Raw genomic sequence first — 16,842 nt, 5'->3', positions numbered from 1 at the left:
CAGTGCTTTGCCGGTTCTGAAACTGTGAAGTTGAATATAAGGGATTACTATGAAGGTATTTAGCCATATAAGCTGGATAATTTTGGGCGCCGCCTTGAGTGCGTGTGGCGGCGGGGGTGGCAGCGGTGGAGGAAGTGTTACGCCGGACCCCGTTCCCGATCCTGCACCAATAACTGAATTTACAGTTTCGGCTTCAGCTGGCATTGGTGGTTCAATATCGCCAGACAGTATTGTGGTGGAAAACGGCGAGAAAACATCGTTCTCGATAGTGGCCGATACAGGCTACCAAGTGAGCGGTGTAGAAGGTTGTGATGGCACACTGGACGGATTGACTTATACAACCGACGCGATTAGTGCAGACTGTGAAGTTACGGCAACCTTTAGTGCAACCGAAAACTCGGACACCGGCGCTCCGGGCGCGTCGATTCAATTTCCCTGGTCCATATCGCGCACAGGTGCCTCTACCATTACCGTTCGTGGTGTTGCCGCTGATAATGCCGGCAAGATTACGTCCGTAAGGGTGAACGGGATCGAGGCGAGCCTATCCAGAGCGGCTCAGCCGGCTGCTCAAAGCGTCTTCGGAGTACATTTCTCGCCCCCTGATGAGTTCCATGAAAATGCGATTGATGGAGACGATAGCGCAGGTACGATAGCAGCCAGCGACACCGTTGAATGGGAAGTGGAAGTCCCGCTCACAAGTGGTGAAGATACGTCTCTGGAAGTCGAGACCGAGGATGATTTCGGCAATATCGATTCAGTCGCGGATACTGCCAAGGTTCTCAGTAGAGAATTTCCGACCAGTTTCATTATTGATGAGGTCAATCGAAAACTGATTGGTATCACTACCGGGGAGCGTCTTGTTGCTATGGGGCTGGACGATTCTAGCTATCAAAGTGTCGCACTCGAAAGTAATGAATACTATTGCCACGCAATGGCGACCCGAAACCTGCCGGAAGAGGTTATATGCACAAGTATTGTGTACCGAGATGACCTGTTAAAGGTGTTCAGTTTGTCTTTACTGACAGGGGAGAAGCAACTTCTCGGTGAGCATGACCTCGGGTTTGACCCGGCTATTTGGGATTCTTCCTATCCCCAGGCCGCTCGTGTATCGGACGATGGCACATCCTTGTTCCTGTTAGTGCGGTCGATATCAGCCAGTGATTCGGTGGCTTCGAAAAATTTGATATTGCGCTACGATTTTGCGGATAGCCAGTTCACTGTTGTGGTGGATGGTGAGACCGATTCTGGAAAAACGATTCAATATACGGATTTGAGTTTGGTTGACGACGGTATATTGGTTTATAGCGAAGGCACGCTGAGTAAAGTTGATTACATGGGGAGTGACTTGGAGGCGGTCACTGCTTTAACCAGTTTTGGAACGACGATTCAAGTCAATGCGGCAGAGGACACAGCTTATCTCGCCAGTGTTGATGGGATTACCTCCGTGAACTTGTCAACGGGGGATCAGGGAGCCGAATTTTCGGATGATGATGAACTTTTGTTCACCACCAATTTGTTTGATGCCTCAGGGCTCGACGAAGCGAATAATCGTCTTTTAGTGGGGGATCTTGGTTATGACTATATCTATGCCGTAGATGTCGATACCGGTGTGCGAACTGAATTTGCGGCGAATAGTGTGGGAAGTGGGAAGCACCTGACCGGTGCAAATGCCATGGAGCTTGATGAGGCGAACGGCGTTGCCTATGTGCTTGATGACGGAGGCAACTCCAATGAGGTTCTGTTTCGCATAGATCTCGCGACGGGTGACAGAACTGTGCTGGCACGCTTCGATCTAGGTTGCTTCAACACCGCCCAGGATCTGGTACTGGATGCCGCAAACGAACGAATTTTCGCGGTGTTTTACAATGTTATTCGGTCTGTTGACTTGGCAAGTGGCGAAATCACGCACATAGCGCCCGCCAGTGAAACCGCTTGGTGCGGCGGCAGTTATTCGTTTTCTGGTGCTACTTTGGATTCCGCAAACAATCGACTGCTTGTAACGGAAACCCAGAGTGATTCGCTCTTGTCTGTAGATCTCGCCACAAACGTTTTGTCGTCGGTGTACTCTAGCTCTGTAATTGCATCTCCCGCAGATGTAGAGCTTGATTCGGATACCGGGTTACTCTACATCGCATCAGAAGAAAATGGCTCCATACTCGCGGTTGATGAAGTTTCTGGTGAGAGTACGTTGCTGGCTGACAGCTGCAACGGTGGGGAAGAGGTGGACTCCTTCGATTTTCAGTATGGAGGTATCAAGAGTATCTACCTTGACCCCGCGCGTTCTTTACTGTGGGTTTCTGCCAGTGGCAGATTGGTTCAGTATGATCTGGAAGGAGGTACCTGCACTAAAATGCCGTGGCTTAATCCAACGGGTGAGGCTCTGGATAGCGAACACGTTGTCGATATTGAGATGACGCAGTCCGGGCAGGTGATTGGTGTTCAGAACCACGTAGGAAGTCGCGTTGTTCAGGTTGATTTTTCAACAGGCAATATCGTTACTATCTCTCGATAGTAAACATCCGAGTGGGCAGTCCCATTGGTATTTATTGGGGCTGCTCTTCCAGTGCATTCATTACAATGCAACGTGTGGTGTTCGTTACGGTTAAGAGCCTTTTGATCCATACAAAAAAGCCGGCTGCAGTTACCTGTAGCCGGCTTTTTCTTGAGGGTTGCTGTTAGTTTGTCAGGCTAAACTTATCCAGGTTCCACTGCCAATCATTACTTCCCGCACCGTGTACTCGAACCTGATGAGTACCCGCTTCCAGATAAACACTGCCACCATCCAGCGCCTGGAAATTATCCCATCCCTGGTTCGGTACAGCGGTAACGGTTTTGCTGTTCCAGCTGCCGTTTTCATTTACCAGAAATTCGATACTGCCACCGGTCACGCCGCTGCCGGCCTGGTAGCTGATCTCATAGGTGCCTGCTTCCGCAACGGTCACGCTGTAGTCGGCGAAGTCGCCAGCGTTTACATAGTTGATGGCGGTGTTGCCATTGGTGGTGTAAACGCTGATCGGCTGCGCCTGGCCATCGGCATAGGTGCCTCCAACGGTGACGAAGTTTTCTGCTTCTACGGTAATGCTCGCGCCCGTGCCGGGCGGAGGCGTGGTGGTGTCGTCATCGGTTTTTGTTAAGCGGATCTCGTCGCCGTTCCACTGCCAGGCGCTGCCGCCGGAGCTCTGCACGCGAATGGTGTGGTTGCCAGAAGAGGCGATATATACCGTGCTTGGCAGGCTGAAAGTGCTGTACAGCTCCCAGGCACCGGTGCCGCTCATGGGAATGGTGCCCACATAGCTGCCATCCACCTGAATGTCTGCGCCAATACCGGACGCGGTTGGTGAGGCGGCTACCAGTTCCACGGTGTAATTGCCGGCTTCGGCAAAGTTCACGGTGTAGTCACCCCAGTCTCCGAGGGTGTTGTAGTTGATGTTGTCGCCGTTGCGATTGAAGCCGCTAATGGTGTCCCCTGCAACGGCGGCACCTTCTTTGCCGGTGGCTGAAAAGTTGCCGAGTTCCATGGTGATGGCATCGCCATTGCCAGTACCGGGATTGCCGCCATCACCGGGTTCGCCGCCGTCTCCTGGTTCACCGCCGCCATTGGTGTCGGCAACAGGCTTGTAGAAGCGCACCCAGTCCACCAGGAACTTGTTGCGGCTGGGGTCTGCCAGTTCTGCATCGGTGGGCGGTGCTGTGCCCTGTGCATCCCGCCATGGTTGATGCTCCGCATCAAAGATGACCTGCATGGGTTTGCCCAGGCCAGTGCCGTTGGTGTAGCCGTAAGGGTCAATCATTTCCGGCCCGGATACGGTCCGCACATACTCGCCGTTTACGTAGTACTCCAGCGTCCAGGGGTCTACCCAGTAGGTGCCGATTCGAATCCACTGATTGCGCCAGGTGCCGCCATTGGGATTGGGGTACCAGCTACCGGCGTCTTTGGGCTGGTAGTCCTGGAAGGGCTCGCGGATAAACACGTGATGGCTGAGGTGCAGGCGCTCGTCGAACCACGCTTCGCTGGGGCGGTCACTGCCGTAGGATTCCAGTACGTCGATTTCCTGGGTGGAATCAGAGCTCAGCAACCAGAAGGCGTTGGCCATGGTGAGGTTGGTGATCTGAACGCGCGCTTCCATATACAGGGGGTAGGTGACGCTTTCGTTGGAGTGGATAGCGCCGGCATGAACCTTGGTGGTTCCGGCTTTGCGGCTGGCTTTGATGACCAGGTTGCCGCTTTCTACGGAGGAGTTTGGGCCGTAGTACTCGGTTTCACCCGGGCCGAGCCAGGGGTTGATGAAGCCTTCGCTCCAGCGCTCGAAAAAGGGGGTGCTTTTGCCCACGGCCGGGGCGGCGTAGTTGAAGTCGTCTGACAGGGCGTGTAGTTCCCAGGTGTTGCCGGGGCCCGCATCGGCGGGAACCGGGATGCCGTCCCAGTCGGCGGCCATCAGGGGAGTGCTAAACACGAGCGCCGCCAGGGCGCACTGAGTGGTTTTCATCGCTTTGCTCCTTGCGCTCAATCCGCTACTGGATGAGCACGTTATTGTTATATCGGAGCGGTTAGGTTACTGTTAATTGTTGACAATTTGAAGTGGCCATTGATTGCGCAGGTACGGAATGGGGACTCGTTCGCATTTCCAGGCACTCAATGCCGCGGCGCGAACACATAACAACGACGATGCAGTAGCGGTATGAAAGCAGCCAATAAATTCGGGGTTCTGGCACTGATTTTTATCAGTGTGGTGATCAACTATATGGACCGCACCAATATCTCGGTGGCGGCCAATGCGATTTCTGAGGATCTGAGCCTCACATCCGTACAGATGGGGATTATCTTCTCTGCCTTCGCCTGGACCTATTCCATCATGCAGATTCCCGGCGGGATGATTGTGGATGTGGTGAAGGTGCGGATCCTGTATCCCTTCATTCTGGTGGCCTGGTCGCTGGCGACCATTGTGCAGGGACTTGTCAGTTCTCTGGCGGCGATGGTGGGGTGCCGCATGGCGATCGGTTTTTTCGAGGCGCCGTCCTATCCCGCCAACAACAAGATCGTTACGCAATGGTTCTCTCAGCAAGAGCGGGCTAGTGCCATTGCGGTATACACCTCCGGGCAGTTTATTGGTCTCGCATTTTTGATGCCGGTACTGGCGCTGATTCAGGAGTGGTTTGGCTGGCGCGGGCTGTTTATTGTCTCCGGTGTGATCGGCATCGTGTGGGCGGCGATCTGGTACTGGCTGTATCGTGAGCCGCGGAGTGACAACGGCAACGTGACACGCCAGGAGCGGGATCAGACGTCTTCGGTAAACAACGATGGCGAACGCTCGGCGGCCGTTAGCTGGGCCAATATCCGTCTGGCCTTCTCCAGCCGCAAACTCTGGGGTATCTATATCGGGCAGTTCTGTCTTGGCAGCACACTGATATTTTTCCTGACCTGGTTCCCAACCTATCTCGCCGAGTACCGCGGTATGGGGGATCTCAAAACCGGGCTGCTCGCCTCTATTCCCTTTCTTGCTGCATTCTTCGGCGTGCTGCTCTCCGGCTTCACGTCAGACTGGCTGGTGCGGCGCGGCTACTCCAATGAATTTGCGCGCAAAACCCCGGTGATCTTGGGGCTGCTGCTCTCCGGTTCGGTGATTGGTGCCAACTATGTAGAGTCTATCTCCGCGGTTACCTTCTTCCTGTCCCTCGCATTTTTCGGCAATGGCTTGGCTTCCATCAACTGGGTATTTGTATCTTTGATTGCCCCTCGCCATATGGTGGGGCTGGTCGGCGGTTGCTTCAATTTTATCGGCGGGCTCTCCGCAGTAGTGATTCCGGTAGCGATTGGTTTTCTGGTGCAGGATGGTGATTTCCGTCCGGCCCTGGCCCTTATCGGCACCTTGGCCCTGGTGGGCCTGTGCTCATATGTGTTTCTGGTGGGCAAGGTGGAAGAGATCAAAATACCCGCTGCGGAATCCGATCAAGCGGATTTGAGCCAGGCTGCTGAGCGGACATAGCGCCGGATCTTCTGCCGAGCGTTCAAGTGTTTACGTATTTATCGAATGTTAATGGAACGAGTACCTATGAATTACTCCAATCAATGGCTAACAGCATTTTTGATTTCCACTCTGTGTCTCACCGGGTGCAGCCGTTCAGACGGGGATACCCTGGCCGCGGCCGAAACGGCATCTAGCGATAAAGTATCCAGTGTTAAAGGTGCGAGTGGATCGGAACCCGTCGAAGCGGATCCGGTAGTACTCTGGGATTTCGAGAATAAGAAGCTACCGCAATCGATCAAACTGGAGAACGCGAATGGTCGCCTGGTTTCAGCGGGTAACGGCCAGGCACTTCGGCTACAACTGCAAACCAAAGCGCACTACGCGGCCTCGTTTACGTTTGCTGCCGATAAGAGTTGGGACTGGAGTAACCTGGGAAATTTTGCCTTTGCGCTGGATATTGATAATGCGCAGCGGTCCTCGGTACATCTCTATGTAAAGGCGTTTGACGGTGACGGGCGATTGCACAGCCGCAGTTTCGTGGTGCCCGAGCAATCTCAGAATACCTACTATATGGAGCTCAAGGGCCCGGACCTCTCTGTGGTAACCGGTATTCGCTCCAACCCGCCCAGCTGGAACAGCGCTTATCAAGATATTATTTTTCGCCACGGGGAAAAGCAGCTGGACGTCAGCGCCATTGAGCGCATTGAGTTCTCGGTGGTCGGTGTTCTGGAAGATAAGACACTGACTATCGACAATGTTCGGTTGATCAAGCCGGAAACACTGGACCAAAACTATCTCAAGGGCCTGGTGGATCAGTTTGGTCAAAACGCCAAAATGGAATTTGCGAACAAAGTGCATTCTGTGGAAGAGCTACGTGACTACTCTGGTGAGGAGCTGGCTGAGTTGCGCCATACACCTCTCGAAGGACGCTCGCGGTTTGGTGGCTGGGCAGAAGGTCCCAAGCAGAAGTCGACCGGGTTCTTCCGTACGGAAAAAGTCGATGGCAAATGGGCGCTGGTAGATCCGGAAGGGTATCTGTTTTTCTCCACAGGTATTGCCAATGTCCGCCTGGCGAATACATCCACGATCACCGGATACGACTTTGACAAGGCCAAAGTCCCCCAGCGCACCCCCGGTGACCTGACACCGGAGGATTCGCTCGGTCTGAACCGGGTACCTGATGCCGCCGTTCCCACCCGCGAGGTCAGTTCGCCGTTGCGTGCAGATATGTTTACCTGGCTGCCAGAATACGATGCGCCTTTGGGGCAGAACTTTGGCTACCGCCGTGAGGTGCACACCGGAGCGATAGAGCACGGCGAGACGTTCAGCTTTTACCGGGCGAATCTCCAGCGTAAGTATGACATTGCGGATGAAGAAAAACTGATGGCGAAGTGGCGGGATACGACCGTTGATCGCATGCTCAGCTGGGGGTTCACTTCCTTCGGCAACTGGATTGATCCCGATTACTACCAGATGGATCGAATCCCGTACTTCGCCAATGGCTGGATTATCGGCAACTTCAAGACCGTCAGTAGTGGCAATGACTACTGGAGCCCACTGCCGGATCCTTTTGATCCACTGTTCAAAGAGCGCGCCTATATCACCGCAGCGCAGATCGCCAAAGAAGTCGAAAACAGCCCCTGGTGTGTGGGTGTGTTTGTGGACAACGAAAAGAGCTGGGGGCAGGAGGGTTCCACCGCGTCGCAGTATGGCATCGTCATCAATACCCTGAGCCGCTCGGCGAAAGAGAGCCCAACCAAAGCGCAGTTTGTACAACTGATGCAGGATAAGTACGGTGAAGTTGCCAAGCTGAATAGCGCATGGAATATCCAGTTGCAAGGCTGGGACAGTTTCGCCGGTGGTGTAGCACTCAGCGATTTCAACGATGCCATGATCGAAGACTTCTCGACCATGCTGGAGCACTACACCGGCCAATATTTCAAGATCGTGCGGGAAGCGGTCAAACACTACATGCCGAATCATATGTACCTGGGCGCCAGGTTTGCGGATTGGGGCATGACCCCGGAGGTGCGCCGTGCCGCCGCCAAATACGCGGATGTGGTGAGCTACAACTACTACAAGGAAGGCGTCAGCGACAAGTTCTGGCATTTCCTTGAGGAAATCGATCGACCTTCCATCATTGGCGAGTTCCACAACGGCGCACTGGATTCCGGTCTGTTGAACCCTGGCCTGATCCACGCCAGCTCGCAGGCAGACCGTGGCAAGAAATTCGCCGAGTATATGAACAGTGTGATCGACAATCCCTATTTTGTCGGCGCCCACTGGTTCCAGTACATCGACTCTCCACTGACCGGGCGTGCCTACGATGGGGAAAACTACAATGTGGGTTTTGTCAGCGTGACCGATATCCCCTACACACCACTGGTAAATGCGGTTAAGGAAGTTAACGAAAATCTCTACCAGCGTAGATTTGGCGATTCTGCAGTTGGCGATGGAAAGGCGAACCGGTAATGAAACAATCAACTGCTTTGCGTCTATCGCTTGCCGTGGCTGTACTCGTTGGCACCTGCAGCGCCGCTGCGGAGCCCAATTTCACGAAGGTCAGTTTCAGGGAAGTCAGTGAGCAGCGGGGCCTGAGCACAGTGCCGACCTGGAAATACGCCGGCCCCGCCGTGGCAGACCTGAACGGTGATGGCCGTTACGACTTGCTACTGAGCAACCACGACAAGGTGCCTGCGCAGCTTTTTTGGGGCGATGATGGTGGCCGCTATCGGGAACACCATGCACCGATTATGCGCTGGGACGTACACGGGATTGCCGCCGGTGACTATGATCGCGACGGCGATCAGGATGTGGCGGTCGCCCTGGGCGGCGGCAATGGTGCTAGCCCGCAACCGCCACGGATCCTGAAAAACGACAACGGCGAATTTCGGGATATTACCGTGGGCAGCGGTATCGAAAATATGGGTGCCCGCGGGCGCTCGGTACGCTGGATCGATATGGATCTAGATGGCGACCTGGACCTGCTGCAGATCAATGCCATCATGCTCCCCGGCGAAAAAGGTCCGCGCAATATCCTGTTTGAAAATATCGGCAATGACCAATTCCGTTACCGCCAGGCGCCGAACTTCGAGAAAATGGAAGCCGAGCGCGTACTGGTTACCGATTTCAACGGCGATCATATCGACGACTTGATCGCCTTCTCGCCCGTCAGCTTGTGGGCGGGAACCGGCGATTTCGGGTTCCGCGATGTGACCGAACAGTGGTTGCCCGAGGCCACAGATCGCGAGTTTGTTATGGCAGTGGCGGAGGCTGACATCGATAACGATGGCGACCTGGACTACTACCTAGCCCGGGGAAAGACCTATTACCAGATAGCCAATAATGCGGTGTCGTTTGATGCGCAAAGCGGTCGGCTGGATCTGCGCGATGAGGGCAATCGTAGCCACGATGGGATCACCTTCTACAGTGACGGCCCATTGCAGCTCAATGAATTCTTTCACTGGCAGCGCGGGCAGGAAATTACCCTGCCGGTGTACCTGGGCGCGGGTGCGGAGAAGCTCGCTACTCCAGCGGGTGAATCACTGGTAACGGTTTCGCCGCAGGACGCCAGGGGCTTCCCCGACGAGGTGGTCGAAAATGGCTGGCATCTTGGGCTGGTGGAGCAGGGTAGTTCCGAGGGCGCTGATGTAACGACAGACGCAACGACAGGTGCGGAGACTGGCAAATACAAATGGCGTCTGGAGTGGTGTTTGAACGGCGATCTCGCCTGGGATATTCGTGCCAGCGTACATGGCGTAAAACAGATTGCGCCGGACTGGACGCCTCAGGAGTTGGGTGTTTCCGACATTCTGTTGCGTAATGATGGGCAGCGCTTTACCGATATCAGTGGCAAGCTGCCACCACAAAGTGCTGACAACAACTGGGGCGTGACCGCGGGTGATCTGGACAATAACGGCTACCAGGACTTTTTCGTCTATCGGTTCGGTGCCCTGCACCAGCGTGTTGAAGATTTGCTGCTGTTGAATCAGAACGGCCGCGCCTTCGCCCAACAATCCAATCACGGCGCTACCTTTCTCGGCCAGTCCGGTCATGGTGATATGGGTACGCTGTTCGACTCCGATCACGACGGGGATCTGGACCTGTTGAGCGGCGATGACGATCAGGGCCGTTGGCACCTGTTTGAAAACACCCTCAATCCACATCAGTCTAAGTCGCCAAAGAACAACTACCTGCAGGTTCGCGTGGGCTATTCCCAGAAGGGTACAGACCCAAAGGGAGCGGAAGTCTCTGTAAATAGCCAATATCATCGGGTAGGCTCAGGCAGTGCGACCCATTCTCAGGGCCAGTTGGATGTCGCGCACTTTGGCCTGGGGATGAGTCACGTCCCGGTAGATATTCATGTACGCTGGCGAGACGGAACAGAAGTGACACGGAGCGGCATCGCCGCAAATCAGCGGGTATTGGTAGGCGGACGGGTATTGGTAAGTGGAAAGGGCAGTGAGTAGTGAAAATGTGCCAACCGTCCAACTGTCAGCAGGAAGGAAAGTATTTTGAAAAGACTAAACAGCAGTCTGTCGCGCCGTGAAATGGTGCGGGTATTTCTGTCCAGCGCTCTCTGTGCGCTGCCAGTGAGCGCCGCGGCCCGGGCGCTCACAGCGAATGGTCGGGCAAATGATAAAGCGAATTGTGAGGAAGTTGGCGTGAGTGAAACTGCACAGAGTTCTGCCGGGATCGGTCAGGCAGAAGTATTCGATCAGCGTATTTGCAGCCTGGGGGAAGGCCCCCTGTGGCACCCGCAGCGCAAAAACCTGTACTGGGTGGATCTGCTCAACAAGCGCGTGCTCGCCAATGGCGCGGATGGTGAGCAGGCCTGGGAGTTTGATGAAATGCCCTCGGCGATTGGCTGGGTAGACCGGGACCGCGCTGTTGTCGCTTTTGAAAGTGGCCTGCACCTGATGGACCTGAACAGCGGGGAGAGAACCCTGCTGTGTGCGCTAGAGCCGGATCTACCGGGCAACCGCAGCAACGATGGCCGAGCCGACCCCTGGGGTGGATTCTGGATTGGCACAATGGGTATGGAAGGCGAGCCGGACCAGGGCAACCTGTATCGCTGGTACAAAGGTGAGTTGCGGAAGCTGGATAGCGGGATGACCGTGCCCAACGGAATCTGCTTTGATCGCGCGCGTAATTACGGTTACTACGCGGACTCGGCCAAAAGCCTGGTTTACCGGGTAGCGTTGAATGAAGAAGACGGATGGCTCGCCGGCGAGCGGGAAGTCTTTCTGGATCTAAGCGAGCAGAAGCTCATCCCCGATGGCGCGGTGATGGACGGGCAGGGCAATATGTGGTCGTCCCTGTGGGACGGTGCGCGTACCCAATGCTTTACTCCCGATGGCAGCGCCTCTGTTGCACTACAAGCACCCGTTATCCGCACTACCTGCCCGGCCTTTGGCGGTGACGATTTTACCGATATGTATGTGACGACTGCTGCGGTGGGCCTTGAAGACGCGCCAGATGCGAAAGTCCCCAATGGCGTCACCCTGGTATATCGCAATGCGATAAAAGGGCAGCCGGAACCGGCGGTGATTGTGTAGTCGGGCGTTCAATTCAGTCGGATCGAGTTAAACCTGAGTTCATCAAGAAAGGCGGCCTTGTTAATTTCAAGGCCGCCTTTTTTCGTGAAAAACGTATGCGCTCAGTGGTTACTTGAAGTCTCGGGCAATTTTGCCTTTCTAAAAGCATCCATCCGCTCCATAGCCTGTCCTTCGAACTCCCGCTTCAATTGCCATTTTGGCCGATCCAGTTGCAGTTCCCACTGGAATAGCTTTTTGTACAGTGCGGTTACTTTTTCCGGGTATTGCCGGGCCAGATTATTGTTTTCACTGGCATCGTCCACAAGATTATAGAGTTCGGCAGGCCTGTCCGGAAAACGCAGTAGTTTCCAGTCGCCATCCCGAATGGCTGCGCGGTTTTCTTTTTTCCAGTAGAGGGACTGGTGCGGCTTTCCGGTGGTTTTGGCGGTGAGGTAGGGAATAAGGTTTACACCGTCGATTCCTTCTAGGTTCGATGAATCTCCACCAGCGGCGGAATAAAACGTCGGCAGCAGGTCGAGTAGGCTGCTGGGGTGGCTAAATGTCTGCTTTGCCGGTATCTGGCCAGGCCACTGCATGACAAACGGCACCCGGATTCCCCCCTCCAGATGGGTGGCCTTGGTGCCACTCAGGGGATAGTTATTGGAGGCGTTGTGATCCGTGGGCCCGCCGTTATCGTTGGTAAACACAATCAGGGTGTTGTCGATCAAGCGTTGTTTTTCTAGTGTGTCGAGCAATTTGCCGACACCCCTGTCCAGGGCCCTGGTCATGGCAGCGACTTTCTGGCGATTGCCGGAAAGTTGAGGGAAGGCGGCCAGATCCTCTGGCAACGCATCCATGGGGGCGTGCACAGCAGTGTAGGAGAGGTAGAGGAAGAAGGGCTTGTCTTGGTTGCGCTGGACAAAGGCGACCGCTTCATCGGTCAGCGCGTCGGTAAAGTATTTTGGTGTTTCCGCGAAAACACCGAAGCCGCGCTCGAGAAAATCCTCTCGATGGTGGTTGGGGTTGCTTTCATCAAACGGGAAGTAGGAGCGGGCACCGCCACGAAAACCGTAGAATTCATCGAAGCCGCGATTGAGTGGGTGAAAACGATCTGCATTGCCCAGGTGCCATTTGCCCAGGATGGCGCTGTGGTAACCCAGTGGTTTGAGGTGATCCGCGATGGTTTTTTCGTCCAGCGGCAGTCCCATATCGTCCCCGGTGGTGCCATTTGCACTCATATAGTCGGGCACATTGTTTTCCTCATAGCCAAAGCGTTGCTGGTATTTACCGGTGATCAGCCCGGCGCGGGAAGGGCCGCAAACCGCGGCGCTCACATAGGCCTGTTCAAAACGGGTACCGCTCTTGGCAATGCGATCAATATTGGGTGTCTGGAATACTTCACTGCCCTGAAAACTGAAGTCTGCGTAGCCGGCATCGTCCGCCAGAATTAGAACGATATTTGGTTTTTTTGTGGCCGCGATGGCCGCGGACGGTATGGTGAACACGGCGATTATCGGTAGGGTGAGTAGCGCGGCAACCAATCGGCCGCTGATCCGGAATGACATGGTGACCCCCAATGCTGATTAATTGGGGTAGTGTAACGCCACTTGTATATTGTTAACAAAGAGGGGCGTTGTCGGTGCAAATCTGGAAGGACCACTGACGAGATGACCCGGGTGCAAGTATCGGTGCTGTATTTCGGTCAATCAGCTCACGCAGGCTATCGGCATTTCCGATGGCGGGTTCCAGTACCAGATTAAAGTAAGGGGTTCCCCCGTCCCCGGCCCAGCCTCCGTAGTTCAGCCATAGCGCAAGGTGCGGAACCTCCTCTGGGGCCAAGTCAAAATACAATGCTTCGCCGGTGGCCGGGTCCATGATGCCGATCCGGGCCTTTGCCCCGGGATTGGTACAGTCAAATAGATCATTTACCGAAAGTAGCTTGGCCGCAAAGCCATTTTCCGGCGCAACCTCGGGAATTACAGATAGATTGGAACCACCGGGCGTGTTGGGCCAGTAGAACGTATCGCCAGTAACCAGTGGGGCATGTTCGGAGGCAAATGAGCAGTGAAGCTGATGATTATTCGGGAGCACCAGTTCCATTCCCGGGGTTATCGCCAGGGCCGGGTGCAGGCACCAGCTGAAAGGTACTGCGGTATCGCAAAGATTGCGCACGCTGTACTGGAACTTGATGCATCCTTGATCTGGCGGCAGCGTCAGGCTGCGTTGGAACGTGACGGGAAGCGTGCTGCACTTCTGCTTGAGGATGAGGCTTACCGATCCATCGGCATGCTCCGTACATCGCACTTGCGTCCAGGGGCGCCCGTAAAGTTCTCCGTGATCGGGCAGAGTAAGCCCCGCAAACACGCCGGCGTCGGACGGAAGCTCACAGGCATCCACACTGGGAAAGCATTCGTCCACACCGCCGGTATCGTGCAGCCGGGTGTAGCAATCAGCGGGAACCGCCTTTCTGTGGCATATACGGTTATTTCTCCACAGCCATTCGCGCTGGCGCAACCCCGTTGTCACACTTACGATTTTTCCTCCGAGGGCGGGCACCACCGTCACCGCCATCGCTTCATTCTGGAGACGGTAGGCTAAGAATCGGTCAAAGCGCGTCTGTGTTATGGACGCGGAGTGGGTTGTATTGGACATATTTTGGCTGTCGGTTCTGAGAGCGGTAGCGACGAACAATTCCGGATCTAGCGACTCGGCCTCGCGGGTTTTGGCCCCGAATAGGTTCCTGTATATTATCTGCCCTTTCAAGCATCCCAGGAACCGCAATCAGCTTATGAAATACATCCTAGGCGCCTACGCCACCGCCCCCGTGACCGAAACCTGGCAGCCGGAGGTTCAGGAGGAATACCTGAACGGCATCAAACAGCTGCAAAACCTGCGTGGGCTCGAGCACCCGTTCACCGGGGAGCTGCACGCCCATGACGACGACTGGTTTCTGCGAAATATTGACCCGGAATGGGATTTTGTATTTACCGGCGTGCCCGGGGTGATGGGGCGTCTGGGCAAGAATGCGGCCTTTGGTATCGCGTCTGACGACGAGGCCGGGCGTGCGGAGGGGGTTGAATTTTACCGCCAAATGCACGCGGCGGTGCTGAAGCTCAATAAACACCTCGGGCGCAATGCGGTAGAGGCCGTGCAGTTGCACACCAGCCCCAATCGCACTGCGGCTCAGTCCTCTGTTGCATCGCTCAAGCGCTCTCTGGAGGAAATCACCTCCTGGGACTGGAGTGGTGCAAATCTGGTTATCGAGCACTGCGATGCGTTTGTGGAAGGCCTGAAGCCAGAAAAAGGCTTCCTTTCCGTGCAGGAAGAAATCGACTGTCTGCTTGAAATGAACCAGGACCGCGAACAAAAACTGGGCATTTGCATCAACTGGGGACGTTCGGCCCTGGAGACACGCAGCGTGGAAGGCCCACTGGAGCACCTGCGACTGGTGCGCGAGGCGGGACTGTTGCGCGGTCTGATGTACTCCGGCATTTCCGACGTGGAAACACCCTACGGCGTATGGCGCGATACCCATATGCCACCGGCGGAAGTATTTGAGGGCGGGCAATTTGCGGAAGGCTCACTGCTCACGCGGGAACAGCTGGCACTAACCCTGGAAGCCGCAGACTGGCAAAAGCTCGACTATCTGGGGGCGAAGATCGGTGTGCGGCCGACGGATCTGGATGCGGCTTCCCGAGTAGCCTATAACCGGGATTGCCTGGCGGCGCTCGACCTTGTGACTAAATAGCGGGATACAGCGGCAGTAGATCTGCGGTGCTGTATTTCTGATTGGACGCTTTTATAAAAAACAAAACGGGGGCATTGCCCCCCGTTTTGTTTTTGGATTAGTTGCAGTTCAAATACACCGCACGTTTCTGCAAGTATCCCTCTATACCGTAGATGCCGTCTTCACCGCCGATGCCGCTGCGTTTGTGGCCGGAGTGATAGCCCTGGACGTAGCCGACAATCTGCTTGTTCACGAATACGGTACCCACTTCAAGTCGGGAAGTACCTTCCATGATGGTGCGGTAGTCGTTGGTCCACAGGTAGCAGCTCAGGCCATCGTTGCGGCGGTTGGTGATTTCTACTGCTTCATCGAATGATCCAATTTTGACGATGGGCAGTACCGGGCCGAAGATTTCTTCTCGCGCGGCCGCCATATCTGCGGTTACGTCGGTCAGTACGGTGGGTTGGTACCAGTTGCCGTGTTCAAATTCGGCGCCTTCCGGGCGGGCGCCGCCGCAGGCGAGGGTGGCGCCGGCGTTTATGGTTTCCTGCACGATGGAATCGACCCGGTCCAGGCCCTGGGCGGTCACCGATGGGCCCATGCTGGGGTTGTCCATGGGGTTGCCTACTGTAAGCCCTTTCACTTTTTCCAGCACTTTGCGGGTAAATTCCTCCGCGACCGTTTCGTGTACCAGCACCAGCTCGGCACAGATACATACCTGGCCGCAATTGGCGTAGCGGGAGATCACCACCGCATCCACGGCTTTGTCGATATCGGCATCGTCCAGCACGATAAAGGACGCTTTACCGCCGAGCTCCAGGGATACCGCGGTAACGTTCTCGGCAACCGCGCGGCAGATGGCCTGGCCGGCGCGGATGCTGCCGGTGAGAGTGACCAGTTGGGTGACGGGGCTTTTTACCAGGTGCTCGCCCACGGCAATACCGCTGCCGCTGATGATGTTGATCACGCCCTTGGGAATACCGGCTTCCTCTACCGCTTTGGCAAATTCCATGGCGGTGAGGGGGGTGGCTTCGTGGGGTTTTACGATCATGGTGTTGCCGGTGACCAGTGCCGGGCCTACCTTGCGGCCGATGAGTGCCAGTGGGTAGTTAAACGCACACAGGCCCACGGTCACGCCGTAGGGGACTTTCTGAATCCACAGCTGTTCGCCGGCGTTATCGGATGGGAAGATATTTCCTTCGATACGGCGCGCAGCTTCGGCGGAGTAGCTGAGGTAATTCAGGGTATCGTCGAACTCGCCGTAGGCTTCATTCAGGGTTTTGCCCTGTTCCAGCACCAGCAGGTTGGCGAACAGATCCCGTTTGGGTTTCAGCGCGTCGATGAGGCGGAACAGATGGCGCCCGCGTTCGATGGCCGGCAGCATTTTCCAGCTTTGCAGGGCGGCCTGGGAGGAGGCGAGGGCGGCGTCCGCTTGTTCCAGGGTGCAGTCCGGTACGCTGGCGAACACTTCGCCGTTGGCCGGGTTTTCCACGGGCAATTTGTCCGCACTGTCGATCCACTGGCCGTCGATATAGCACTGGTAATGCTTCAGGGTGGTGGTGTTTGTTGGTGTGCTCATCATCTTCTCCATCGCATTTTGTTTTTATGTGCG

The 16,842-nt window shown here is 55.5% G+C and carries 10 protein-coding genes; 6 read left to right on the top strand and 4 right to left on the bottom strand.

Annotated elements, in window-relative coordinates:
- Positions 1 to 49 precede the first annotated feature (49 nt).
- The gene (locus Q1A74_RS06330) at positions 50 to 2,512 is read left to right on the top strand and encodes a hypothetical protein (RefSeq protein ID WP_299593682.1); all 2,463 of its coding nucleotides are present in this window, start codon (positions 50 to 52) and stop codon (positions 2,510 to 2,512) included.
- Between the two features lie 163 nt (positions 2,513 to 2,675).
- Here the strand turns inward: Q1A74_RS06330 and Q1A74_RS06325 are convergent, their stop codons facing one another.
- Positions 2,676 to 4,487 (bottom strand): carbohydrate-binding protein, encoded by a 1,812-nt coding sequence (locus Q1A74_RS06325; protein WP_299593678.1) that lies wholly within the window; start codon positions 4,485 to 4,487, stop codon positions 2,676 to 2,678.
- A 192-nt stretch (positions 4,488 to 4,679) separates the two neighbouring features.
- Here Q1A74_RS06325 and Q1A74_RS06320 point away from each other — a divergent pair, with 192 nt between their 5' ends.
- The 4 genes from Q1A74_RS06320 (at position 4,680) to Q1A74_RS06305 (ending at position 11,524) form a co-directional block, all read left to right on the top strand.
- On the top strand, positions 4,680 to 5,984 hold the full coding sequence (locus tag Q1A74_RS06320; RefSeq protein ID WP_299593675.1) for an MFS transporter: 1,305 nt from the start codon (positions 4,680 to 4,682) through the stop codon (positions 5,982 to 5,984).
- 66 nt (positions 5,985 to 6,050) lie between these two features.
- Positions 6,051 to 8,438 (top strand): agarase, encoded by a 2,388-nt coding sequence (locus Q1A74_RS06315; RefSeq protein WP_299593672.1) that lies wholly within the window; start codon positions 6,051 to 6,053, stop codon positions 8,436 to 8,438.
- Positions 8,438 to 10,435 (top strand): CRTAC1 family protein, encoded by a 1,998-nt coding sequence (locus Q1A74_RS06310; RefSeq protein ID WP_299593669.1) that lies wholly within the window; start codon positions 8,438 to 8,440, stop codon positions 10,433 to 10,435. Before Q1A74_RS06315 ends, Q1A74_RS06310 begins: the two co-directional genes overlap by 1 nt.
- A 195-nt stretch (positions 10,436 to 10,630) precedes the next feature.
- Positions 10,631 to 11,524, top strand: a complete 894-nt coding sequence (locus Q1A74_RS06305) for an SMP-30/gluconolactonase/LRE family protein (protein ID WP_299593666.1) — start codon at positions 10,631 to 10,633, stop codon at positions 11,522 to 11,524.
- 101 nt (positions 11,525 to 11,625) lie between these two features.
- On the opposite strand, the gene Q1A74_RS06300 is transcribed toward Q1A74_RS06305, so the two are convergent.
- Together Q1A74_RS06300 and Q1A74_RS06295 are read right to left on the bottom strand one after the other, a co-directional pair.
- Positions 11,626 to 13,068: a sulfatase gene (locus Q1A74_RS06300; protein WP_299593663.1), complete on the bottom strand. Its 1,443-nt coding sequence runs from the start codon at positions 13,066 to 13,068 to the stop codon at positions 11,626 to 11,628.
- 52 nt (positions 13,069 to 13,120) lie between these two features.
- Positions 13,121 to 14,155, bottom strand: coding sequence for a hypothetical protein (locus Q1A74_RS06295; RefSeq protein ID WP_299593660.1), 1,035 nt, complete (start codon positions 14,153 to 14,155; stop codon positions 13,121 to 13,123).
- Between the two features lie 136 nt (positions 14,156 to 14,291).
- Here Q1A74_RS06295 and Q1A74_RS06290 point away from each other — a divergent pair, with 136 nt between their 5' ends.
- Entirely contained in the window at positions 14,292 to 15,251 is a 960-nt protein-coding gene (locus Q1A74_RS06290; RefSeq protein ID WP_299593657.1) for a DUF4862 family protein, read from the top strand.
- A gap of 97 nt (positions 15,252 to 15,348) precedes the next feature.
- On the opposite strand, the gene Q1A74_RS06285 is transcribed toward Q1A74_RS06290, so the two are convergent.
- On the bottom strand, positions 15,349 to 16,809 hold the full coding sequence (locus Q1A74_RS06285; RefSeq protein WP_299593655.1) for an aldehyde dehydrogenase family protein: 1,461 nt from the start codon (positions 16,807 to 16,809) through the stop codon (positions 15,349 to 15,351).
- Positions 16,810 to 16,842 lie beyond the last annotated feature (33 nt).

Source organism: uncultured Microbulbifer sp., from assembly GCF_947504145.1.
In the GTDB taxonomy this organism is placed as follows: Bacteria; Pseudomonadota; Gammaproteobacteria; order Pseudomonadales; family Cellvibrionaceae; genus Microbulbifer.
Note: the sequence above shows the minus strand (reverse complement) of the source record. Positions and strands in the feature narration are given on the sequence as shown.

Coding starts and splice junctions, on each gene's coding strand:
- Q1A74_RS06325 (WP_299593678.1), bottom strand. CDS start 4,487: ATGAAAACCACTCAGTGCGCCCTGGCGGCGCTCGTGTTTAGCACTCCC.
- Q1A74_RS06290 (WP_299593657.1), top strand. CDS start 14,292: ATGAAATACATCCTAGGCGCCTACGCCACCGCCCCCGTGACCGAAACC.
- Q1A74_RS06330 (WP_299593682.1), top strand. CDS start 50: ATGAAGGTATTTAGCCATATAAGCTGGATAATTTTGGGCGCCGCCTTG.
- Q1A74_RS06285 (WP_299593655.1), bottom strand. CDS start 16,809: ATGAGCACACCAACAAACACCACCACCCTGAAGCATTACCAGTGCTAT.
- Q1A74_RS06310 (WP_299593669.1), top strand. CDS start 8,438: ATGAAACAATCAACTGCTTTGCGTCTATCGCTTGCCGTGGCTGTACTC.
- Q1A74_RS06320 (WP_299593675.1), top strand. CDS start 4,680: ATGAAAGCAGCCAATAAATTCGGGGTTCTGGCACTGATTTTTATCAGT.
- Q1A74_RS06300 (WP_299593663.1), bottom strand. CDS start 13,068: ATGTCATTCCGGATCAGCGGCCGATTGGTTGCCGCGCTACTCACCCTA.
- Q1A74_RS06315 (WP_299593672.1), top strand. CDS start 6,051: ATGAATTACTCCAATCAATGGCTAACAGCATTTTTGATTTCCACTCTG.
- Q1A74_RS06295 (WP_299593660.1), bottom strand. CDS start 14,155: ATGTCCAATACAACCCACTCCGCGTCCATAACACAGACGCGCTTTGAC.